General features: G+C 39.3%; 20 protein-coding genes. 9 read left to right on the top strand and 11 right to left on the bottom strand.

The window, feature by feature from the left end; genetic code table 11:
* Window positions 1–194 precede the first annotated feature (194 nt).
* The 4 genes from pilB to coaE are packed head-to-tail and all read left to right on the top strand — an operon-like array spanning window position 195 to window position 4,634.
* Window positions 195–1,910, top strand: coding sequence for a type IV-A pilus assembly ATPase PilB (gene pilB, locus ABLB98_RS01560; protein ID WP_348883274.1), 1,716 nt, complete (start codon window positions 195–197; stop codon window positions 1,908–1,910).
* 24 nt (window positions 1,911–1,934) lie between these two features.
* Window positions 1,935–3,164 (top strand): type II secretion system F family protein, encoded by a 1,230-nt coding sequence (locus tag ABLB98_RS01555; protein ID WP_348883276.1) that lies wholly within the window; start codon window positions 1,935–1,937, stop codon window positions 3,162–3,164.
* Window positions 3,165–3,166: 2 nt separating this feature from the next.
* The gene (locus ABLB98_RS01550) at window positions 3,167–4,027 is read left to right on the top strand and encodes an A24 family peptidase (RefSeq protein ID WP_283772246.1); all 861 of its coding nucleotides are present in this window, start codon (window positions 3,167–3,169) and stop codon (window positions 4,025–4,027) included.
* 1 nt (window position 4,028) lies between these two features.
* Window positions 4,029–4,634 carry a dephospho-CoA kinase gene (coaE, locus tag ABLB98_RS01545; protein WP_087543054.1) on the top strand — a complete coding sequence of 202 codons (606 nt, stop codon included), beginning with the start codon at window positions 4,029–4,031 and terminating at the stop codon, window positions 4,632–4,634.
* On the opposite strand, the gene ABLB98_RS01540 is transcribed toward coaE, so the two are convergent.
* The 3 genes from ABLB98_RS01540 to ABLB98_RS01530 form a co-directional block, all read right to left on the bottom strand.
* The gene (locus tag ABLB98_RS01540; protein WP_249570191.1) at window positions 4,631–5,542 is read right to left on the bottom strand and encodes a DMT family transporter; all 912 of its coding nucleotides are present in this window, start codon (window positions 5,540–5,542) and stop codon (window positions 4,631–4,633) included. The two genes, coaE and ABLB98_RS01540, sit on opposite strands and share 4 nt — an antisense overlap.
* A 30-nt stretch (window positions 5,543–5,572) precedes the next feature.
* Complete coding sequence (gene rlmB / locus ABLB98_RS01535; protein ID WP_348883277.1) at window positions 5,573–6,322, bottom strand: 23S rRNA (guanosine(2251)-2'-O)-methyltransferase RlmB; 750 nt, start codon at window positions 6,320–6,322, stop codon at window positions 5,573–5,575.
* 182 nt (window positions 6,323–6,504) lie between these two features.
* Window positions 6,505–6,831 carry a pyrimidine/purine nucleoside phosphorylase gene (locus ABLB98_RS01530; RefSeq protein WP_004659291.1) on the bottom strand — a complete coding sequence of 109 codons (327 nt, stop codon included), beginning with the start codon at window positions 6,829–6,831 and terminating at the stop codon, window positions 6,505–6,507.
* A 342-nt stretch (window positions 6,832–7,173) separates the two neighbouring features.
* Between ABLB98_RS01530 and recN the strand changes: the two genes are divergently transcribed.
* The 3 genes from recN to ruvX all read left to right on the top strand — a co-directional run bounded on the left by recN (window position 7,174) and on the right by ruvX (window position 9,958).
* Complete coding sequence (gene recN, locus ABLB98_RS01525; protein ID WP_087547947.1) at window positions 7,174–8,832, top strand: DNA repair protein RecN; 1,659 nt, start codon at window positions 7,174–7,176, stop codon at window positions 8,830–8,832.
* Between the two features lie 135 nt (window positions 8,833–8,967).
* Window positions 8,968–9,522 carry a YqgE/AlgH family protein gene (locus ABLB98_RS01520; protein WP_348883278.1) on the top strand — a complete coding sequence of 185 codons (555 nt, stop codon included), beginning with the start codon at window positions 8,968–8,970 and terminating at the stop codon, window positions 9,520–9,522.
* Window positions 9,515–9,958 carry a Holliday junction resolvase RuvX gene (gene ruvX, locus ABLB98_RS01515; protein ID WP_348883279.1) on the top strand — a complete coding sequence of 148 codons (444 nt, stop codon included), beginning with the start codon at window positions 9,515–9,517 and terminating at the stop codon, window positions 9,956–9,958. The genes ABLB98_RS01520 and ruvX overlap by 8 nt, the downstream gene beginning before the upstream one ends.
* A gap of 166 nt (window positions 9,959–10,124) precedes the next feature.
* On the opposite strand, the gene ABLB98_RS01510 is transcribed toward ruvX, so the two are convergent.
* From ABLB98_RS01510 to ABLB98_RS01500, 3 genes are read right to left on the bottom strand one after another with little or no spacing between them, the layout of a single operon-like run.
* Window positions 10,125–11,126, bottom strand: a complete 1,002-nt coding sequence (locus ABLB98_RS01510) for an HlyD family secretion protein (protein ID WP_348883280.1) — start codon at window positions 11,124–11,126, stop codon at window positions 10,125–10,127.
* Window positions 11,127–11,179: 53 nt separating this feature from the next.
* On the bottom strand, window positions 11,180–11,395 hold the full coding sequence (locus tag ABLB98_RS01505) for a DUF1656 domain-containing protein (protein ID WP_004659299.1): 216 nt from the start codon (window positions 11,393–11,395) through the stop codon (window positions 11,180–11,182).
* Window positions 11,388–13,481: an FUSC family protein gene (locus tag ABLB98_RS01500; protein ID WP_348883281.1), complete on the bottom strand. Its 2,094-nt coding sequence runs from the start codon at window positions 13,479–13,481 to the stop codon at window positions 11,388–11,390. Before ABLB98_RS01500 ends, ABLB98_RS01505 begins: the two co-directional genes overlap by 8 nt.
* A 417-nt stretch (window positions 13,482–13,898) precedes the next feature.
* Here ABLB98_RS01500 and ABLB98_RS01495 point away from each other — a divergent pair, with 417 nt between their 5' ends.
* Entirely contained in the window at window positions 13,899–14,672 is a 774-nt protein-coding gene (locus ABLB98_RS01495; RefSeq protein ID WP_348883283.1) for an IclR family transcriptional regulator C-terminal domain-containing protein, read from the top strand.
* Window positions 14,673–14,899: 227 nt separating this feature from the next.
* Here the strand turns inward: ABLB98_RS01495 and pgsA are convergent, their stop codons facing one another.
* The 5 genes from pgsA to ABLB98_RS01470 form a co-directional block, all read right to left on the bottom strand.
* A complete protein-coding gene (gene pgsA, locus ABLB98_RS01490) occupies window positions 14,900–15,487 on the bottom strand; it encodes a CDP-diacylglycerol--glycerol-3-phosphate 3-phosphatidyltransferase (RefSeq protein ID WP_004674390.1) in 588 nt (195 codons plus the stop codon).
* 105 nt (window positions 15,488–15,592) lie between these two features.
* Window positions 15,593–16,390: a thioesterase family protein gene (locus ABLB98_RS01485; protein WP_348883284.1), complete on the bottom strand. Its 798-nt coding sequence runs from the start codon at window positions 16,388–16,390 to the stop codon at window positions 15,593–15,595.
* A gap of 104 nt (window positions 16,391–16,494) precedes the next feature.
* Entirely contained in the window at window positions 16,495–18,294 is a 1,800-nt protein-coding gene (gene uvrC / locus ABLB98_RS01480) for an excinuclease ABC subunit UvrC (RefSeq protein ID WP_005162980.1), read from the bottom strand.
* 328 nt (window positions 18,295–18,622) lie between these two features.
* Window positions 18,623–19,543, bottom strand: coding sequence for a lipid A hydroxylase LpxO (gene lpxO, locus ABLB98_RS01475; RefSeq protein ID WP_348883285.1), 921 nt, complete (start codon window positions 19,541–19,543; stop codon window positions 18,623–18,625).
* Window positions 19,544–19,701: 158 nt separating this feature from the next.
* A complete protein-coding gene (locus tag ABLB98_RS01470) occupies window positions 19,702–20,766 on the bottom strand; it encodes a GGDEF domain-containing protein (RefSeq protein ID WP_087543072.1) in 1,065 nt (354 codons plus the stop codon).
* A gap of 603 nt (window positions 20,767–21,369) precedes the next feature.
* Between ABLB98_RS01470 and fadB the strand changes: the two genes are divergently transcribed.
* Window positions 21,370–23,523 (top strand): fatty acid oxidation complex subunit alpha FadB, encoded by a 2,154-nt coding sequence (fadB, locus tag ABLB98_RS01465; RefSeq protein WP_348883293.1) that lies wholly within the window; start codon window positions 21,370–21,372, stop codon window positions 23,521–23,523.
* Window positions 23,524–23,535: the final 12 nt, after the last annotated feature.

Here is a 23,535-nt window from a genome sequence, read left to right as displayed (position 1 = left end):
TTTACAATCGTCTGCTTTATTTCTAACGAAGGCTACTCTCTAAATCTGAAATTAATTTGTAAAAAAATCGATCAGTTCAAGTTTTTCAATATGAACCAAGTAAAAAACAACACTTTCTATAGTAGTATTTTTACGTAACAAAAGTATAATTTTGAGAATAGCTATTATAACCATATTGTGAGTAAGGCGGACAGATGTCAGGATTACATACGTCTTCAAAGTTTTCAGGGTTCATTCGACGTTTAGTTGAAGATGGTCATATGACTGCTGCAAATATGCAGAATGCAATTGATGCAGCCAAGAAAGCCAAACAAGATATTGTTGCTCATTTAATCGAACAACATCGTCTTTCTCCACTTACCATTGCAGAAAGCATCTCTGTAGAATTTGGCGAACCACTTTTTGATTTGGCGGTTTACGATGTTGGATTATTACCTCGAGAATTAACCGACAATAAACTCATACAAAAACATCGTGTTGTTCCGTTAACACAACGTGGACAAATTTTGTATGTTGCTACGAGCAATCCAACCAATATTGATGCATTAGATGCAATTCGTTTCAACACCAAACTTAATATTGAACCAATTATTGTTGAGCATACTAAACTTGAAAAGTTAATCGAACAACATTTTGGTGATTCAAGTAGTTTCGATTTTGGTGACAGTGAGGACTTCGACTTAGATATTGATGTTAATCAAGATTCACCTCAAGAAGATGATGATGCATCACCGCAAGGTGACGAATCCCCAATTGTCAAATATATTAATAAGCTTTTAATTGATGCAATTCGCATGGGCGCTTCAGATTTACATTTTGAGCCCTATGAAAAAATGTACCGTGTGCGTTATCGTGTTGATGGTGTGCTCCGTCAAATCGCTACACCTCCTTTACAAATGGCAACCCGCTTAGCTTCTCGTTTAAAAGTAATGTCTCAAATGGATATCTCTGAAAAACGAATGCCTCAAGATGGTCGTATTAAACTCAAATTGTCAAAAACCAAAGCCATCGATTTCCGTGTAAACTCTTTACCCACACTGTTTGGGGAAAAATTAGTACTGCGTATTTTGGATCCATCAAGCGCTATGCTCGGGATTGAAGCATTAGGCTATGAAGATGATCAGAAAGCATTATTCATGGAAGCACTTGAAAAGCCTCAAGGAATGCTACTGATTACAGGTCCAACAGGTTCGGGTAAAACCGTATCGCTATATACTGGTCTAAATATTCTAAACACTGAAGATACCAATATTTCAACAGCAGAAGACCCTGTGGAAATTAACTTGGAAGGCATTAATCAGGTCAACGTGAATCCAAAGACAGGATTGACTTTCTCTGCTGCATTAAAGGCTTTCTTACGCCAAGACCCTGATGTAATTATGGTCGGTGAGATTCGTGATTTGGAAACAGCCGAAATCGCAATTAAAGCAGCGCAAACTGGTCATATGGTGATGTCAACACTGCATACCAACAGCGCACCTGAAACTTTAACTCGTTTGCGTAATATGGGGGTACCCTCATTCAATATTGCAACCTCAGTCAATCTTGTCATTGCACAACGTTTAGCACGACGCTTATGTTCACAATGTAAAGCACCCGTAGATGTACCTAGACAAAGTCTTTTAGAGTTAGGATTTACAGAACAGGATTTATCAAACCCTGATTTACAGATCTTTCAACCGATTGGCTGTGCGGAATGTCGAGAAGGGTACAAAGGACGTGTAGGTATTTATGAGGTTATGAAAGTCACTCCTGCAATTTCTCAAATCATCATGGAAGATGGTAATGCACTACAAATTGCAGCGGCCTCAGAAAAAGCTGGTTTTGATAATCTGCGTCGTTCAGGTCTAAAAAAAGTGATGCAAGGTATTACTTCTTTGCAAGAAATTAACCGAGTAACAAGTGAATAAAATCAATAAAAAGGATTAAGAATCATGGTAGCGAAAAAAGCGCAAATGATGCCTACTTTTACTTATGAAGGGGTAGATCGAAAAGGCGCCAAAATTAAAGGGGAATTACCAGCACGCAATATGGCTTTAGCAAAGGTCACATTACGCAAACAAGGCGTCACAATTAAAACCATTCGAGAAAAACGCAAAAACATTCTCGAAGGTTTAATGAAGAAAAAAATAAAGACCCTCGATATTACGATCTTTACTCGTCAATTAGCAACCATGATGAAAGCCGGCGTTCCGCTTGTGCAAGGATTCGAAATCGTTGCAGAAGGTTTAGAAAATCCCTCTATGCGAGAGGTGGTACTCGGCATTAAAGGAGAGGTTGAGGGCGGTAATACTTTTGCTGGTGCTTTACGTAAGTATCCACAATACTTTGATAATCTATTTTGCTCCCTTGTTGAATCTGGCGAACAATCTGGTGCACTTGAAACGATGCTCGATCGCGTCGCAATTTATAAAGAAAAAAGTGAATTACTGAAACAAAAAATTAAAAAGGCCATGAAATATCCTATTAGTGTATTAATAGTTGCAGTGATTGTTACAATTATTTTAATGGTCAAGGTTGTCCCTGTATTCCAGGATCTTTTTAACTCATTTGGTGCCGATCTGCCTGCATTCACGCAACTAGTCGTTAATATGTCAAAATGGATGCAAGAGTATTGGTTCATTCTTATTCTTGCAATTGGGGCAATTATTACAGCTTTTCTTGAAGCAAAAAAGCGCAGCAAAAAATTCCGCGATATTTTAGATAAAATAGCACTAAAAGCTCCTATTTTTGGTGATCTTGTTTATAAAGCAATTATTGCGCGTTACAGCCGCACGCTTGCAACTACTTTTGCAGCAGGTGTACCACTGATTGATGCTCTTGAATCTACAGCAGGTGCAACAAATAATGTGATTTACGAAGAAGCTGTCATGAAAATTCGTGAAGATGTGGCGACAGGTCAACAACTACAATTTGCAATGCGTGTTTCCAATCGCTTTCCCTCTATGGCAATTCAAATGGTTGCGATCGGTGAAGAATCTGGTGCACTAGATAGTATGTTAGACAAAGTGGCAACACACTTTGAAAATGAAGTCGACAATGCTGTTGATGGTCTTACTTCTATGATGGAACCATTAATTATGGCAATTTTAGGCGTACTTGTTGGTGGTCTAGTTATTGCCATGTATCTCCCTATCTTCCAAATGGGTTCGGTCGTTAGTTAACTATGCAAGATATTATTAGTTATTTTATAAATGAGCCAACTGCATTATATATTGCTATTGGCCTTTTCAGCCTATGTATAGGTAGTTTTTTAAATGTCGTCATCTATAGAACACCAAAGATGATGGAACAAGAATGGCATCATGAATGCCAAATATTATTACACCCAGAACAACCTATAATAGACGAAACAAAATTAACCTTAAGCACCCCACCATCTACATGTCCAAAATGTAAATCTGCTATTCGCTGGTATCAAAATATTCCTGTAATGAGTTGGTTAATGCTTCGTGGCAAATGTGGTGCTTGCCAAAATCCAATTAGTATTCGCTATCCACTTATTGAACTCTTAACAATGATTTGCTCATTAATAGTAGTTGCTATATTTGGCGCGACCGTACAAATGTTATTTGGTTTAATACTCACTTGGGTCTTAATCACATTAACGTTTATTGATTTCGACACACAGCTATTACCCGATCGCTTTACCTTGCCACTTGCCGCACTAGGCCTAGGAATCAATAGTTTCACTGTTTATACTTCTGCAGGCTCAGCGATTTGGGGCTATTTGATTGGCTTTCTATGTTTGTGGATTGTTTACTATATCTTTAAACTCGTCACAGGCAAGGAAGGCATGGGCTATGGTGATTTCAAGCTCTTAGCCGCACTCGGGGCTTGGATGGGGCCAATGATGCTACCTCTAATTGTGCTACTCTCTTCAGTTGTTGGTGCAATTATTGGTATTATTTTGATAAAAATGCGTGGTGAAAACCAACCATTTGCATTTGGTCCTTATATTGCAATTGCTGGTTGGATTGCATTTTTATGGGGAAATCAAATTATGAAAATATATCTAGGTGGATAATATGAGTTTTATCTTGGGCATTACTGGTGGCATTGGTAGTGGCAAATCCGCCGCGACACAATGGTTTGAATCCCAAGGAATTGTTGTAGTCGATGCAGATATTGTAGCTCGTGAAGTGGTTGATCTAGGTCAACCTGCTTTGAAAGAAATTCAACTTTCTTTTGGAGACTGGGTATTACTAGAAGATGGCAATCTGAATCGACGTGCACTTCGTGAACACATATTCCAGTTTCCAGAAGCGCGAGAAACACTCGAAAAGATCACTCACCCTGCTATACGCCAATCCATTATTCAACAATTACAACAAGCAGAAAGTCCTTATGTCATTTTAGTTTCACCTCTTCTCTTTGAAACTAATCAGCATGAACTTGTGCATCATACCCTACTCATCGATGCAAATGAACAAACACAACTACAACGTGCAAGTCAAAGAGATGGACAAAATGAAGAACAAATCCGAAAAATTATCTCGGTACAAATGCCTCGCACCCAAAAGCAATTACTCGCAAATGATATTGTTATGAATGATGGTTTACTTGAGCACCTTCATCACCAACTAAAACCATTACATCTAAAATATCTACAAAGCGCTGAGCAAGCATTTTAATCCTGCTTCTGTTGCGCCAATCGTTCACTCAGCGTGTCTTTTTTAAACCAGCGCCACGGCTGTAATGCACCAAAACCCATTCCGACTAAACCACAAACAATCGCTGCATTTAGAGGCTCATCAAGCAGTGGAACAGCAATCACAGCTGCAATAAAAGGTGCCAAAGTAACAATACTCCCCGTTTTAAAGGCACCTAAACGCTCAATCGCAGCAACATAGGTCAATGTCGCAATAATTACGACCAATACACCATGAAATAAACCTTGAATGACTAAATGAATGGGTTCTGCTTCTTGAAAATGTTTTGGAACAAATAAAACATAGACAGGTAAATAAATAATCGCTGACCAAATTGCCACGCTCACCATGGAATGCCAAGCCGATAATTTCCATTGTTTAAGCAATACTGTAAAAATTCCCCACCAAACAGCGCTGATAAAAAAAAGTAAATCGCCTAAGCCAAAAGCGGTCGCTTGATCACGCAGCATCAGATAGCTCATCAATACAAGCGCACTTGACATGATGCTAAGACTCAACCAAGTATGTTTATCAAAAGGTTGTCTAAACAACAAATAAGCAGCAACTGCCGTACATAGAGGAATACAGCCATTTAAGAAAATTGCAGCATGGGCTGCTGGTGCTTGCAAAAAAGCAGTATAAACGGTCAGACAGTAGGCTAAACCACCTGTTAAGGCTAAAATGACTGGACGTGGATGCCATAAGAAAGCTAAATCTTTTTTATAAATGAGCACAGGCATTAAAATAAGAAAAGCAATCGCAAAACGCATGGCCACCAAGTCCCAAGCACTGACATGCCAGTGCAGATTTAAACGGGAGAGAATGGTAAAACCACCCCAGATGCACATGGTGATACAGACAAACAGATAGCCTTGCGTGCGAGCAGTCATTTTTAATTACATTGACGATAATTGTGTGAATTATACAGCATTACGCTGACGGCATGCCTCATAAAGTGCCATGCCTGTTGCCACACTGACGTTTAAACTTTGTAAATCACCAGACATGGGGATATACACGGTTTGGTCACATTGCGACTGGGTGATCGGTCTTAAGCCTGTATCTTCCGCACCCATGACAATCACCACGGGACCATTAAAATCACACTGTTGAATAGGCAATGCCTTTTCGTCCAGCATAGTGCCAATCACACGGCTATGTGTGGTCTCTTTAAGATGTGCCAATGTTCGGGCCAAATTGGTGACCTGAATAAACTTCACTTTCTCAGCACCACCTGCGGCAACCTTACGTGCCGTCGGAGTTAAACTAGCCGAACGATCACGCGGTACAATCACCGCCTGAACCCCCATTGCAGCTGCGGTACGAATACATGCACCGAGATTATGAGGATCCGTCACTTGATCTAATGCCAATAACAAAGCATCTGGTGACTGCTGCATCAATTCGTCTAAATCTTTTTCATTTAAGGTTGGATGTGGTCGAACTGCAGCCACTACACCTTGATGAAAAGGTAAGCCTGCAAGCTTTTCCAAACTATCCCGACTCGCCTTTTGGACGCTAATCCCAAAAGGTTCGGCAAGTTGCAAAATCTTTTGTAATCGCTGGTCATCACGACCTTTTAAGGTAAATAAAGTCAAAACGCGTTCAGGCTCTAACGCCAACAATGACTCAACCGAATGAACGCCATAATAATATTCAGGTTTTGCCATGAACGACCTCTTGCAGTATTCCCGATCTATAAAGGGAGATTTTGAAAAAATAAAAATCCTGCAAAGTAGCTTTACAGGTGAGGAGCGAATAGCTCCGCAAGGGAATTTAATAAAAAAATCCTGCAAAATGAATTTACAGGATTCTCTTTAGGTATAGTGTACCCGATTTAGGAAGCGATCAGTTAACCTTCTAAATGACATACATAATCAAGCACTTCATCAGTCTCGATGTGGAAAACACTATTTCCTGGGACATAAAAAGACTGACCTGCACGGAATAACTCACTTTCTGTACTGTCTGCAATTTTTACACGACATTCACCAGAAATGATTTCCATACGTTCTGGCACATGTGTTTCAAAAGTTAATGCCTGTTCAGTAGGTAAAATCACACCTAATGTCTTTTTAGTACCATCTTCAAATTGTACAGTATGGCTGATACATGCCCCACCAAAATATACATTTGACTTTTTAATGACCGTAACATGATCAAACTGCACTGAACTCATGCATACTCTCCAAATAATGCAGCATTTATATTAGGTTATGATGGACGTAGTTTAATTGTGCCTGCGTCACTAATCAATCCATTTTTATCATGCTTTAACAGCAATTTTTATGCCTTTCTACTAAAGTTATGTTCAACTCACAAGCGCTTTTAGATCAAAGCATCCGATCTAAACGACAATAGAAAAAATCTTATAAATCGATAGACAAGCTTTACATCACTCAATTATTCAAAACAACTCCAGAAATAAAACATGGTTTCATCAACACAACGCTGATCCTCTTGTTCGATTAGCAAAATTTCTCTATCTTTAAGCAAAAGATTACGTGCACTGGATGCATATATGCTCACCCATTTAACTTTAATTAATTTTGCACTTGCAGACCATTTAGCTTTAGATATTGAACAAGGTTTCAATGTTTTGACCGGAGAAACTGGTGCAGGAAAATCGTTATTGTTAGATGCACTGTCTGCGTGCTTGGGTGAACGTACCGATACCAACTATGTCCGTTATGGTGCAGATAAAGCAGATGTCACTGCTGTCTTTAGTTATCAAGCTGAAAGTGCGGAAGCAAAATGGCTTACAGAACATGAACTAGATGATGATTCTGGTGAAATTCATTTAAGACGTGTCATATTTGCGACAGGCCGAAGCAAAGCATGGATCAATGGACGCCCAAGTAGTTTATCGGAGTTAAAAGAAATTGGACGCTTACTGGTACAACTTTATAGCCAGCATAGCCAACAGCAATTACTTGAGCCCCCTTATCCGAAGCACTGGTTAGATCGTTATCATAATTTTGCCGAACCAGCAAATGAAGTACGTGAAGCGTATAGCACATGGCAAAAAAACATTCGCCAGCATCAAGCCGCTTTAGATGCGCAAGCCACGCGTATTCAAAAAATACAAAATTTAGAATCCCAAATAGAAGAACTTGAAGAGATTGTCCAAACGGATTATCGAGAGATTGAACAAGAGTTTGATCGTCTCAGCCATCATGAACATATTATGCAAGACTGTAGTTACAGTCTAAATGTCTTGGATGAGGCGGAACAAAATATCACTCAAGAAGTTGCTTCAATCATTCGTCGTTTAGAGTCCCATGCAGGACGCAGTGAACAGTTATCAAATATTTATAATTCGTTACTCAATGCGCAAAGTGAGATTGAAGATGCAACCGCGAGTTTACGTCAATTTATTGATCGCCAAAGTTTTGATCCTGAAAGAATGGAACAGCTCAATACAACCTTAGAAATTTTCCATCGTCTCGCGCGCAAACACCGTACCCAACCTGAATTACTCAAACAAGAATATGAAACTTGGCAACAGGAATTAGAGCAATTACATTTATTAGAAGATCCTGAAACCTTAGCTGAACAGGTAGAAATTTCTTATCAAATTTTTATGCAAAAAGCTGAGCACCTAGATCAGATTCGTCGTACAGCCGCAGTTCCACTGGCGAAGCAATTGACTGAACAAGTGAAGCCGCTTGCTCTACCTGAAGCATATTTTGAATTTAAGTTCGAGCCAATGGAAGCAAATGCCGAAGGTCTCAGCTTTATTCAGCTTCTTTTCACTGCCAATAAAGGCATTCCACCACAACCGCTGGCTCGCGTTGCATCTGGCGGTGAACTCTCTCGTATTGCACTGGTCATGCAAGTGATGAATGCCGAAAAAACAGAATCTGAAGTTTTGGTCTTTGATGAAATTGATGTCGGAATTAGTGGTGGTACAGCCGAAGTGGTTGGTCGTTTACTCGCCGATCTGGCTCAGCATGTACAACTACTCTGTATCACTCACCAAGCTCAGGTTGCTGCACAGTCTGACCAACACTTATTGGTCAAAAAACAACAAACAGATCCAGCAAGCAGTACCATTATTGAGTTAAATGAGGAACAACGCATTCTAGAACTAGCACGTATGTCTGGCGGCGTCGAGATTAGCGAAACTACCTTGCAACATGCCAAACAACTGCGTCAACTAAAATTCCAATCCGCTTAAAACGCATAACAAAATGTGAGAAAAAGATTGGCGAAATCCGATTAACTCTTGTATGTTGACAAGAAGAACCTATTATTTAATCCCCCTAAATCCCCCTTTTTAAAGTGGGACTTGTTTTGATGGAGAATCGCCTAGGTGACGAAACAATATCTAACTCACCGTTGTCTCATCGCTCCACCAGACATGGCAGATGACTTCTTTGCAAACACCGTCATTTATGTTGCTCGTCATGATGAGGATGGTGCACAAGGCATTATTATCAATCGCCCTTCTGAGTTACAGATCAAAGAATTATTGAACGATTTAGAGATTGATGCAGATAATGTACAACCTCATGCTGTGTTGCAAGGTGGACCATTACGCCCAGAAGCAGGTTTTGTCCTACACACAGGTCAACCTACTTGGCATTCATCAATCGCAGTCGGTGAAAATGTTTGCATTACCACCAGTAAAGATATTTTGGATGCAATTGCACATAACGAAGGTGTCGGTCGTTACCAAATTGCTCTAGGCTATGCCAGCTGGGGCAAAAATCAGCTTGAAGAAGAAATGGCACGTGGTGACTGGCTGATTTGTGACTCAGACATGGATTTAATCTTTAATCTACCTTATGGCGATCGTTGGGATGCGGCATACAAAAAAATTGGGGTAGACCGTACATGGTTTGCTTCAGAGATTGGTCATGCCTGATTTTAAAACTTCGCAATCCATTATGGCCTTTGATTTTGGTACTCAAAAAATGGGGATCGCAATTGGTCAATCCACTATTGAAAGTGCCACTCCCCTGCCATTATTCGTGATGAAAGATGGTATCCCTGACTGGAACCAACTATTAAAACTCGTCAAAGAATGGCAACCCAATCTTTTTTTAATCGGTTTGCCATTAAATATGGATGATAGTGAATCTGAACTCTCTGCTCGCGCACGAAAATTTGCACGACGTTTGCGTCATCAAACCAATATTGAAACGTGGATGGTGGATGAGCGTTTGACTACACGCGAAGCGAGAGAAGAACTTGAGTCTTATCAAAATAAAGGCCGAGCAAAACGCTTATCGGCTGATAGTTTCGCAGCCGCACTACTCATTCAAAGTTGGTATCGTGATCCTAATGGAATAACACCTTAATTATTTATATTTAAGCGCTTTATCACGGTATAGCACACTGATGTACCGTGATAAAATCAGATCCAAACCATGAAAATAACTGCTTTAGCAGGTCTACAACCCAAACCATTTGCATAAAATTTAGAATGCAATTCTTAAAAAATCAATCAACTCAGACTACGCCTGATTATTTCTCAATAATTCTCACCGTTGCAGTTCGCCCTGAAACAAAAGCCAATGGATTCTGAGGCTGTTCATCTAAAATAATTTTTACAGGCACACGTTGCGCTAAACGTACCCAACTAAAAGTAGGGTTTACATTTGCCAATAGATTAGAACTACCAGAACGCTCACGATCTTCGATCCCTGTTGCAATACCTTGAACATGTCCACGAATGAATTGACGATCCCCCATCAACTGTACGGTTGCCGAATCACCGACATGTATACGATTCAATTTGGTTTCTTCAAAATAACCCACGACATAAAGCTGATGACGATCTAGCAGCGCAGCAACCGCTTGCCCAACCTTAACATAATTCCCAACACGTAAATCAAAGTTAGCTAAAGTCCCATCCGCAGGTGCAACGACTGCTGAACGACTCATATTGAGCTGAGCTAAATGTAAATTGCTGTTCGCTACTTCGATCAAAGCTTGCTGTTGTTGAATGGCCGCCTCAGCCTGTTCGATACTCGCTGCTAGCTGCTCTTTTTCCGCAATCGCCTGATCGCGTGTAGCAAAAACCTGATCTTGCTCTTGCTTAGAGATCGCACCATCCATCAAACTCGCATAACGTGCTGCATTCTTCTCAGCCAATTTCATATTAGCTTCAGTCTTGACCAAATTTGCCTTTGAACCGACTAAGTTTGCACGCGCCTGAGCCAAACCGGCATTGGCTTTAGCTAAATCAGATTTAGCTTGTTCAACGTCAAGGGCTTGACGTTCTACATCAATCTTGAAAAGAACTTGCCCTTTCTTTACCGTCTGATTGTCCTGTACCAGCACCTCAGTTACTAATCCATTAACATCCGAAGCCACTTGAACCACATCACCACGCACACGACCATCACGTGTCCACGGTGCGGCATTGTAGTAATTCCATAAATGCACGACTGCATATATCGCAATCAAAACCGAAAGTACTAATACAATTGGACGTATGACTTTTCGTACATCAAATGCATTCATGTTCATCACCTTTACCACATATTTTTAAATCATTAAATTTCGGAGAGAGCTACTTAAAGGCTTGTACCTTGTAAATAAAGACATAACCAATGCATACACAGCAACAATCCCAAGTACAAACACAAGTTGAAAATATTCGGTAGTACAATCCAACCTCTCATAACTAAACGATCGATCAGTGGACTCATCAGCTTAAAGAGCACGTAGGCGATGATGGCTTGCACCAAAAGAATTGGAATATAGATTCCATAAACGTTAATCTCACCCATGCAATACACCTAAATCATATGTTTCTGAATCCATCTTTTGTGTTGAGACATGCCCGATGCTTTCACAAATATTATTCAGAGAAATCAACATTCTTTGAGCGAGTTGCTCATCTTCAATTTGCAGTGCAATCCGCTCTAATAGATCAATCTGCTGTACAATTCGAATTGGAAAATGGTTCAGAGAAAGTTGTTTCTCTTGCATTTGAAAATATTCTGTCAGTTGCTGTTGCAGCACATTGACTTCATTTTTCAAACTCACCAATTGGGGGAGTTTTTGGCTAATTTCTTGCAATCGGACTAAGTCAATAATTGAACTACTTTCAATCAAAGCATTCTGAATCGAAATTTTAACTTGAGGATTTTGAACCATTTTGGTATTCAATACTCCAACTCGGTCCAACATACTGCGTAGATGAATTTTGAACTCACTACCATAAGATAGATTTAATGCCTGACGCATCGCCTGATAATGTAAAGTTAAAATTCGCGTTGCACTGGCATCAGGTGAAACAGCTCGAACTAAATCAATCACAATGAGTGAAACCAATACGCCCAGAACCATTGCAAATGAACTATCTAAATAAGAAACAGCATCCATGCTGTATTTATTATGCAGATTCAATCCCATCATGGTGTTAATCCCAAGTACCATCCCTACAGGCATTAACATTTGATTGGCCATCATGGTGACAGCCACTAAAAACACAGGAAATAGCACCAAAGCCAATTGCCAAAAATGAGTCACATGCGGAAAAATACCAAATGCATATAAGAATACTAAGCCTGCGGATACAATACTGCCCCAAATAAAAATCCGTAGCACAGGTACTGGGTTATCCAATGCTGTTAAGATACACGCCGTGATAGCCCCCATTTGCGCCATCATAAAACCCGCCTTCCAACCTGACAGAATCCAAGCTGCAGTGACAATAAAAGTAATCAGTACCGCACTAATTCCACCTCGTATCGCAATACCATGATCACGATGTAAACTTGGATATTTCGTCGTAATGGCTGTAATTTCTATTGGAATTTCTTTATTACCTTGCTGAATCTGTTGCCAAAGTAGTTTTACTGCCAAGATATTGGCCATAAAATGACGAATGTCCATCTTTAATGCAGCCAATACAACTTTCTGTTCAGACGTTGCTTTAGAAATCAGCTCAGCAAAATCCTCTTCAAATCCAATCGGCAAAGTCTGTAAATCAGCAGGTACTAAACTTTTCTCTTGTTTTAAAAATGTCACAGTATGCTGACGAAGCATATCCAAATGCGAAACAAGATTAACCAAGTGCAAATGTTCGAGCTGTTTCACACGTTGAGACAATGTAACCAAATTCGCAACCACCAATGACACTTGATGTAGCATTTCTTGTAAAGGCTTGGTCATGCCTTTCAACTCACCTTTCTCATAAGCCAAATGTACAGCTAAAGCATGAATATCAGAGGCATCACGAGTAATCACAGATAAAACTTGCGTGTAATTTTCAGGTGTTTCTTGAACTGCAATCAATTTTTCAAAAGTTGCTTCTAGATCGTTTAAGGTTTTATTGACACGTTGCTTGATCATTGCGCCAACATGAACTGGGAAAAAAGTTGCCGAAACAACGGCAGAAGAGACCACCCCAACTGAGATTTCAAGTACACGTGCAACAGCGATATCAAAAATATTGTAGGTATCGATATAGGTAATTGCATTGTAAACAATCATGGCAGTTGAATATCCTGCCAGCATAAATACGTAGCTACGCGGCGTGCGGTCTAGTAATGACACATATAAAGCAAAGCCCACCCAAAGAGATAAAATAACCGTAAATAGCCACGGCGTATTAATAAAATGTGGGGTCAATAACAGTGCTATGACTGCCCCTGCAACAGTTCCAATCAAACGATACACACATTTCGAAGACACCATTCCTGAATAAGGATTGGCAATAATCATGACCGTTCCAATCGACCACATCGGATTAATCAAATCTAATTCAAAAGAAATAAACAGTGCCAGCATGCCTGCTACAAAGGTTTTACAAGCAAAAATAAGATCAAGTCGGCTTGGTCTGAAAGCTAACAGCTGTTTAAGTAACATGAATATGTCTCAATTCTAAGTCAGCATGATCTAGATGACACATAACAATGTGGCACGAAGTTACACCGATTTGGAGTATCAAATCAGTTGACAAGAAAAAGCTGATTATGGGGAGCAAGGCATAGTGTCTAGAGCAAATGGAGATAATTTAACGAATTTCATTATCCAATGAAGACACTACATCTATAATTTTTTCAAAACAAAGCAAATTAGTCAACATAAATTATCACTATTTGATAATTTTTCATTTTAATTTAAAATATTTTCAATAAAAGCCATATTTTTTCTCAATTCAAGACTTAATTGGTCGAGCAAAAATATTCCGACCTAAAAGTCCATACACGATCTCAGGCTTTTCTGATATAAAACAATAAAAGTTCGATTTTCACGTTATTTTTAAGGAGTAGACAACGGATCATGGCAATTTCGAGTTTTGGTAAAATTCTCACCGTGCTGGATTTATTTTCAGTTTCACGTCCGATTATCAATGTCGATATCATTTGTGATGAGCTTGGTCTCTCAAAACCCACAGCCTATCGTTATCTTAAAGAACTTGTTTCAACAGATATTTTAAAACGCATTAGTGGTACATCAGGAGACTACACTTTAGGTTCTAAAATTGCCGTTCTTGATTATATTTCTCATAGTACTGATCCATTGGTGCAAATCAGCATCCCCTTTATGCGTGATATCGTAGATCGTACTGAACTCTGTTGTTTATTAACCTATTTAAACCATGATTATTGTATTGATCTACATCATGAAACCTTTAAAGATGCAGAACTCATCTCTTACGGAAGAGGTTGTCCACGTCCTGTTTATGTAGGTGCTTCACCCAAAATTGTGATTGCCCATTTAACCAAGCAACATATTCAAGCTTATTATCATCAGTTTACTCAGGAGCTTGCTCAGGTAGGCTTTGCCCATAGCCTCGACGAATTCATGCAGCAAATGCGGAAAATTAAAAAACAAGGCTTTTATTTATCGCAGGGTGAGATTGATCCAATGGTATGTGGTCTTTCCGTGCCGATTCGCTTTTCTACTAAAGAAGCACCGATTGCACTCACGCTAGTAGCATCAAAAAATCGTTTTGATTTCTTGAATATTCAAAAACTGATCGAGATCTTGCAAAATAATGCAGCGCAAATTGAACATAAATTTGCAACACTTTCCGAAAATCAGTCAAACTGAATTGAGAATTTTAAAAAAATATTTACATTTTTATCCGTTGTAAATAGCAATATATTCTCATATTATGATTATGTTCTTCAGCATACCCTCGTAAAAAGAGTATGACTTTCCTCAGAGAACTAAGCCCATCTTTGTTATGGGCTTTTTTCTTGACCAGTTTTTATCAAAAGGCATAAAAAAGCCTTTCAAAAGAAAGGCTTTCATTTATATGGCTATACAAAAAATCGTTAGGGCTGCTTCAGATAAGGCCATGCTGCTTTCATATAAATAAACATCGACCACAACGTCAAAATCACTGCCGCATAAAGCAAAGCGTAGGCCCACATTTCCAGTGGTTTCCAGTTCAACAGGAACACACTAATCGCAATCATTTGAAATGCTGTTTTATACTTTCCTACTGTAGAAACTGCAACGCTCGTACGTGCACCTAATTCAGCCATCCATTCACGCAATGCCGAAACGGTAATTTCACGGGAAATAATCACAATTGCAGCAAAAGCCATTGAGATCGTCGGTTGCCATTGCACCAATACAATCAATGCTGCTGCAACCATAAGCTTATCGGCGACTGGATCAAGGAAACGCCCGAAAGCAGAAGTCTGATTCAAAGTCCGAGCTAAATAACCATCGAACCAATCTGTCACTGCTGCAAGAACAAAGATTGCAGTCAATATCAGATGTCGCATCATTCCCCCATGATGCTCAGCAATCCCAATGGCAGGCGGCCAATAGGCAATTGCCAGAAACACGGGAATAAGGGCAATACGCGCCAAAGTTAAAATATTAGGAATGTTCAGGATTCGCCCTGTGCTCATAAACACCGCCATGTTGTTCGCATCAAATATGCATGTCGCACAAAGGATGTGCCGAGATTGTATCCATGTGTAAGCAACTTTATACGAAATGCACGGCAGTGTCGACTAGGCAAAAACGGCAACTGTTTGTCGAAGTACCGCAATCAGTCGATTTTCATCATCCCAAAGATAGGCATACTCGGTTGAATAACCATGTTCAGCATATTCAGTCACTACTTTGTATTTGAACCAATCCTGTACTTGATGAGCAATCGGCTGCAAATAGGTAATCTGCCAAGTTAATGAGCTTGCAGGTGCAGGGGTTTTAAACATTGGTAACACACCCGGTGGCCACACATCCATCAATCCAAATAGATCTGCCAATTTCATTTCGCGATTTGGATGCAACTGAGGCATAAAACGACACCATCCACCAAAATCAGGCACTTTGCTGCCAGCCATTGGATAATTGCCTTCAGCCCAACATAGTTCAAACTGTTGCAAACATTGTGGCATTAAGCCTTCAATATAAGCTGTTTTTTCCAACTGTGCTGGCAGTGGATAATCAGGAACTTGCGGTAGATTTTGCACATGAATCCGAGATTCACGCTGCGAACCAAAACTCGCAATTAATATACTTTGTACAGTATCTGCTTGCCATAACCGCACTTCTAAGGTTGTAACCGATTTACCCTCTCGCAACACCTCCGCCGTGAGTTTAGCCTGCCCTTCTTGCACAGGACCAATAAGGGTCACATTACAACTCAATAACTGCTTTGTTGTATCATGAACCACGCTCTGCGCCTTTTGGATTAATAATCCTGCAACTAAACCGCCAAATACGGTACGGCCTTGTAACCATCCTGAGGGAATATCAATCCACTCTTGATGTTCAACTTGTTGATACAGCGGAAGCAATGACATTATCTTTCCTTAATCGTCAAACCATCTTATCTTTAAATGTTTTTATCTGTTTGTGAATGATCATTGACGCATCAGTCATTGAGAGATTGAGCCAATCGGTCAAATTATTCATGCAAAATTTTATAAATCGTTCTCGCCATGACTTCACCCAAACCTGGTACAAGCATCAACTCTTTTTCTGAAGCTTTTAAAACACCCTGAATCCCACCAAAATGAGTGAGTAGATCACGACGGCGTTTTGGCCCTAGCCCAGGAATAGCTTCCAAAACTGAACTACTACGGCGTTTATCACGCTTAGCTCGATGTTTGGTAATGGCGAAACGATGCGCTTCATCTCGCACTTGTTGGATGAGGTGTAAAGCTTTATGGTCTTCGGGTAATTGAATCTTAGTGCCATCAGTAAAATGCAGCGTTTCTAATCCCGGTTTACGTCCCTCACCTTTAGAAACACCAATCATAAAAGCATCAAGTGCTAATTCTTGCATGACCTCCATCGCCATATGCAATTGCCCTTTACCACCATCAATCAAGAGTAGATCAGGTAACATATTTTTTTTATAACGGCGTATCAACGCTTGGCGCATCGCCGCATAATCATCACCGCCCGTAATATCCTGAATCGCAAACTGACGATAATCTCGCTTTCTTGCACCACCCTGATCAAAGACCACACAAGAAGCAATCGGTGCTTCACCCATGGTATGACTGATATCAAAACATTCAATCCGATCAATCGGACGCCCAACCACTTGTTCAAGTTGATGAAAACGCTCGTTTAATTCCAAGTGATTACTCAGTTTGCCTTTAATCGCATGTTGCACATTCATTTGCGCCAGTTCTAGCCATTCAGCCCGAGTCTCTCGCACTTTATGCTTGATTTGAACTTTCTTATTGAAGCTTTGCTGTAATGCTTCTTCTAATTGTTTTTGATCGGGAATATCTACATTTACAATCAATTCTGATGGCACTTCATCCGCTACTTGGAAATAGAAATTCGCCATAAAATCATTCAGCATTTGCGCCAAATCATCTCCCAACATATCTGGAAAATAACTTTTTCCACCAAGCATACGTCCATTACGAACATGCATGATTTGTACACAAGTCACACCCGCTTGGTAAGCAATCGCCAAAATATCGGCTTCGCCTTTGATCTTAAATACTGCTTGTTGTGCTTGAACCTCGCGCAATAAAGCGAGGCGATCACGATAAAATACGGCTTTTTCAAACTCAAGAGCTTCGGCAGCCTGTTCCATTTTTCCAATCAGCTCTTGATTGAGTTCTTTGGTATCACCTTGTAAAAAACGAATTGAATTGTCCACATCTTCCTTATAGTCCTGAGGGCTAATCAGACCGACACAAGGCGCTGTACAACGTTTAATCTGATACTGTAAACAAGGGCGTTTACGTTGTGAAAAATAACTGTTTTCACATTGGCGCACATTAAATAATTTTTGTAAAACCAGTAAGGTATCTCGTGCACTATAGGCACTGGGATAAGGCCCAAAAAACTTGCCGACTTGATGCTTGCCCTTGCCACGCCCACTGGCAATGCGGGGATAGGGCTTGTCTGCCGAGACAAAGATATACACATACGACTTATCATCGCGCAGCATAATGTTGTATGGCGGACGATGTAATTTAATCAGATTTTGTTCAAGTAATAATGCTTCAGTTTCAGAACGAACAACCAAACTTTCGATGTCATAAATTCGCGCAACTAAAGCCTGTGTCTTAGGATGGTCAATCGTTTTAACAAAATAGCTGGATACACGATTCTTTAAGTTTTTGGCTTTCCCAACATACAGTAACTCTCCATCTTTGCCGAGCATTTTATAAACACCAGGCAATTGAGTCATATGAGTCAGGATTTTTTCAATATGTTCACGCGCGTTTGGATTCACAGCAGACTTTCATCATCAGTAATGCTTTCGATGATGTAGTCTGCATAAATCAATTTCAAGTCAATTGAGCCAAAATGCATCAATTCAATAACTCAAATAACACCTATCATTTAAAAACTCGACTCAATACTTGATCAGCGCTCTTAAATGTAGACTCATTAAAGAAATCACAGGCTAGTTCATTTACATGTGACAGATTTTGGGTTGGATAAGATTCAATATAATCTTGAGTACTCAACTGAACTTGTTTTTGTCAACATTAATAAATAAACAAATAAATAACTAAATCATCGTTATAAAAAAACGCCCTTTCGGGCGTTGATCTCATTCAGACTTTAAATACATAAGGTCGAATAAAAATTAAGAAAAATAGCCCTAACATGATGAACCATTTCAAAAAATAATATAAACCACGATTGCTTGCTTTTAAGGCTTTGGCTTTTAAACGGAACTGATAAACATAACCAAAGACTTTATTTAAGCCACCTGTTTGATCGCCTGCCTCATTAGGTGAACTGGCTGCCGTCATGACACTTTTACCAAACCAATGATTAAACTTTTCCATAAAACGGGTTTTTAATGGGCGTTCTACATCAGCGAAAAAGATAATACGATTCTGGTTCGTCGTGTTTTCCGCATAATGGATATAGGTTTCATCAAACACCACACTTTCACCATCACGCCACGAATATCGCTGACCATCAACATCAATAAAACAGCGATCATCATTGGGTGTAATCAAACCTAAATGGTAACGCAATGAACCCGCATAAGGATCACGATGGCGAACTAAACGGCTATCTGGTGCTAACTCAGTAAACATCGCAGCTTTAATTGTTGGAAGCGTTTTTAATAATGCGGTTGTTTTTGGGCAAAGTTCAGCAGCAGATGGATGTGCCGAGTCATACCATTTCAAATAGAAACGTTTCCAACCTGTTTTAAAGAAGGAGTTGAAACCGAGGTCATCATAACTACTTGAAGCTTTAATCCCACCTTTGTCATATAAAGCTTTGGCTTCGTCTCGAATCATTTCCCAATTTTCATCTAAAACTTTTAAATCTTTAAAATACTGCGTATCAATATAAGGTTGATTCGGTACTTTAGAAAACATGTACATTAAAAAGTTTATAGGTGCAAGAATCGTTGAATGATCGAAAAATTGACGATAAAACGAATGTTTTACTTTACCGCGTCGTTGAATATACAAAGCTGAAATGATAAAAATCGCTAAAATGATCCATTTAACCATTGAAAAAATCGACCAAAAAAATGAATCTCGGAATTTTATCATCGTCTTTTTTAATTTCTAGCCAATTTTGGTTCAACAATTTTTTCTACTTAATTCATTAGATAAAATAAACAATAAATATCATGTATATATAAAAATAAATCTTCCAATAAAAATTGTTATTTTTTTATTTTTTGCTGTTTTTTGACCAAATACATTTTTGCATCAGCTTCATGAATCAAAGTAGATGCATCTAAATAACCATCAACATGATCTGTTTGTTTTACACCGATACTCAAAGTAATACTCGGCTCAATATGATAAACATACTGTAGTAATCTTGGAACGAAACTTTCGAGTGCCTGTGCTTCAGTACAACGTGGAAACACAATACAAAACTCATCTCCACCACATCTAAAACAATGATCATCCAAACGTGCAACAAATCGAATCGCATCCGCTACAACTTTTAACATTTGATCACCTTTAGAATGCCCAAAATTATCATTAATGATTTTAAAATCATTGATGTCAATAAATACGACTGTAACGGGTTCTAAACTTCGTTCAGCCGCATAAATGGTCGAATTTAAAATACGATTTAAATGTCTCACATTTAATAGTCCTGTGAGCGGATCAGTTTGAGATAAAGCTTCCATTTGCTGAGCCCGATCTTCTAACACAGAAGCATATTGCTCAATTTTTTCTTTAGATGCCTTCAACTCACTGACCAAACTCCACACATAGGTTTCTACAACCAGCGAAATATCAAACATAAATAACTTTTCTAAAGTAGAACGTATTTGATGAAAATTCTCTGTATCGCCTAATTGTTGTTGAATCATTGATATCAGCATGATTTTGAGATGATAGACGGCGGATAAATATAATTTGGGTTCGACACCAATTCGTTTATGCACTAAACCGATTCTCAATCGATTATTGACATAATTGGCATCATAATTACCTGAAAAAAGTTCTACCAAGTATTGGCGTTGTGCATGTTGTAACCGAGATAAAGTGTCTATATCGCCAATCAGTGAAGCAATCTCCGAAATCGAGGTTTGCTGTTGATAAAAGGTAATCACAACTTGGTCAAGTAAATACTCAAGATCAATTTGTTCCCCTAAGTCTACCAACTGCTGTAATTCTTGATGACTTAAACTAAGCAAAGATCGTCGATATTCAATTTCTTCAATCGAAATATGCATTTGTTTCATCAATGTTTGGTCTGTTGGTTTCATCTTTTACCCAGCCTTCCCTAAACAGGTTTGTTTTTTTATTCAGCTTCCCAACCACATCATCAACAAATCATTATTTTTCTATTCGTTTTCATATAAACCCTAAAAATAGCTATAACTAACAATTTTTGTCATAAAATCAAACTATGTCTCATTTTAAAAAACAAAAAATCTTTAAAAATACTTTTTCTAGCAAAGAGTTAACAACAAAATATTGCTTTCGCTATATCTATAATAAAGCAATAAACAAGCCATAACTTTAGCAACTTCACTTAAAGCTTAAATATGCTAATAAAAAATATACGAATTTAAAAATGATTTATGGGTTGCTTAATACAATTTTTACGTTTAAAACCGATAAGCACATGACTAAAATCAATAAACTTTTCACTGTTTTTAAAGGAAAAAATAGCTTTCTATTTTTATACAAGCCTTAGAAATAAATTCTTTAAAAGAATAGATGACCCTAGCGTCACGGCTTGATACAACTTGTTATGTCCTTTTTGGATATAGTTATCGTAAGATTAGCAAAGCATTTTGTGTGCGCTAACGCATACACGCTTTATGACATCAACTCAGAATCCTCCACAACAAGGGAGATCAGGCATGATCCACGCTGGCAATGCCATTACCGTCCAAATGCTTGCGGACGGAATTGCAGAATTCCGCTTTGACTTACAAGGTGAGTCGGTTAATAAATTTAACCGTGCAACCATCGAAGACTTCCAAGCAGCAATTGCTGCGGTTAAAGCCAATAACGACATTAAAGGCTTAGTTGTTACCTCTGGTAAATCAACGTTTATTGTTGGTGCTGACATCACTGAATTTGGCGACAACTTCGCTGCTGGTGAACAAGCAATTGTTGATTGGCTTATGCCTGTACATGACGTCTTCAATAGCTTTGAAGATTTAGACATCCCTAAAGTTGCTGCGATTAATGGTACAGCGCTTGGTGGTGGTTTTGAAATGTGCTTAGTGTGTGACTACCGTGTCATGTCTGAGCAAGCACAAGTTGGCTTACCAGAAATCAAATTGGGTATCTATCCTGGTTTTGGTGGTAGCGTACGTTTAAGCCGTGTGATTGGTATCGACAATGCTGTTGAATGGATGGCAATGGCGAACCCGAAAAAACCAGCTGCTGCACTTAAAGATGGTGCTGTAGATGCGGTTGTCGCTGCGGACAAACTTCAAGAAGCTGCTGTTGACCTCGTTAAACAAGCCATTGCTGGTCGTTTAAACTGGAAAGCAAAGCGTCAAGAAAAATTAGACGCAATTAAATTAAACCCACTTGAACAAATGATGGCGTTCAATACGGCGAAAGGTGCGGTACTTGCAAAAGCAAACCCTGCTCAATACCCTGCGCCAAAATTATTGCTTGATTCATTACAAGCAGGTGCAAGCTTAACACGTGATGACGCATTAAAAGCGGAAGCTCAAGGTTTTGCTAAAGCAGCAATTACTCCTCAAGCAGGCGCATTGATTGGTTTATTCATCAATGACCAAGTTGTGAAGAAAACTGCGAAGAAATATGAAAAAGGTGCTCATCCTGTAAACCAAGCAGCTGTTTTAGGTGCTGGTATCATGGGTGGTGGTATTGCTTACCAAGCGGCAAGCAAAGGCACTCCAATTATCATGAAAGATATTGGTAACCCACAACTTGCTTTAGGTATGAAAGAAGCGAATGGCTTGTTGACTAAACAAGTTGAACGCAAAAAAATGAAACCTGCGCAAATGGGTGAAACGCTTGCTCGCATCCGTCCAACTTTAAGCTACGATGAGTTTAAAGAAGTTGACATCGTGATCGAAGCTGTCACAGAGAACCCTAAAGTAAAAGGTATCGTACTTGCAGAAACTGAGAAAAATGTTCGTGACAACACGATTATTGCCTCAAACACCTCAACGATTTCAATTACACGTTTAGCAGAAAACTTACAACGTCCTGAAAACTTCGTAGGTATGCATTTCTTCAACCCAGTACACATGATGCCATTGGTTGAAGTGATTCGTGGTGAGAAAACCTCTGAAGAAGCGATCGCAACTACTGTTGTTCTTGCTCAGAAAATGGGTAAAACACCAATCGTTGTAAACGACTGCCCAGGCTTCTTAGTTAACCGTGTATTGTTCCCTTACTTCGGTGCATTCGACCTTCTTGTAAAAGATGGCGCGGATTTCCAACAAGTGGACAATTTAATGGCGAAATTCGGTTGGCCTATGGGTCCTGCATACTTAATCGACGTTGTTGGTATCGATACAGGTGTTCATGGCGCAGAAGTAATGGCTGAAGGTTTCCCTGATCGTATGAAGCCTGACTACAAAGGTTCTATCGAAGCGATGTATGAAGCAAAACGTCTTGGTCAAAAGAATGACGTTGGTTTCTACAAATATGTGTTAGATAAGAAAGGTAAGAAAGCGAAAACTGTTGATCCAACAGCTTACGAAATCATTGCGCCTTTCGTTACTGGTGAAAAACGCGAGTTTGACAACCAAGAAATCATTGACCGTATGATGCTTGCTTTCTGTAACGAAACAGTTCGTTGCTTAGAAGACAACATCGTTGCAACTGCTTCTGAAGCAGATATGGCGATGATCATGGGTGTAGGTTTCCCTCCATTCCGTGGTGGTCCATGCCGTTACATCGACCAAACAGGTGTTGCTGAATACGTTGCGCTTTGCGACAAATATGCACATTTAGGTAAAGCTTATGAAGCGCCACAAATGTTGCGTGACATGGCTGCTAACAACAAAAAATTCTACGGTTAAGGAGCGACGTGA

Source organism: Acinetobacter yuyunsongii, assembly GCF_041021915.1.
In the GTDB taxonomy this organism is placed as follows: domain Bacteria; phylum Pseudomonadota; class Gammaproteobacteria; order Pseudomonadales; family Moraxellaceae; genus Acinetobacter.
The sequence above is the reverse complement of the archived record's forward strand: the minus strand, read 5'-3'. Positions and strand labels throughout refer to the sequence as shown.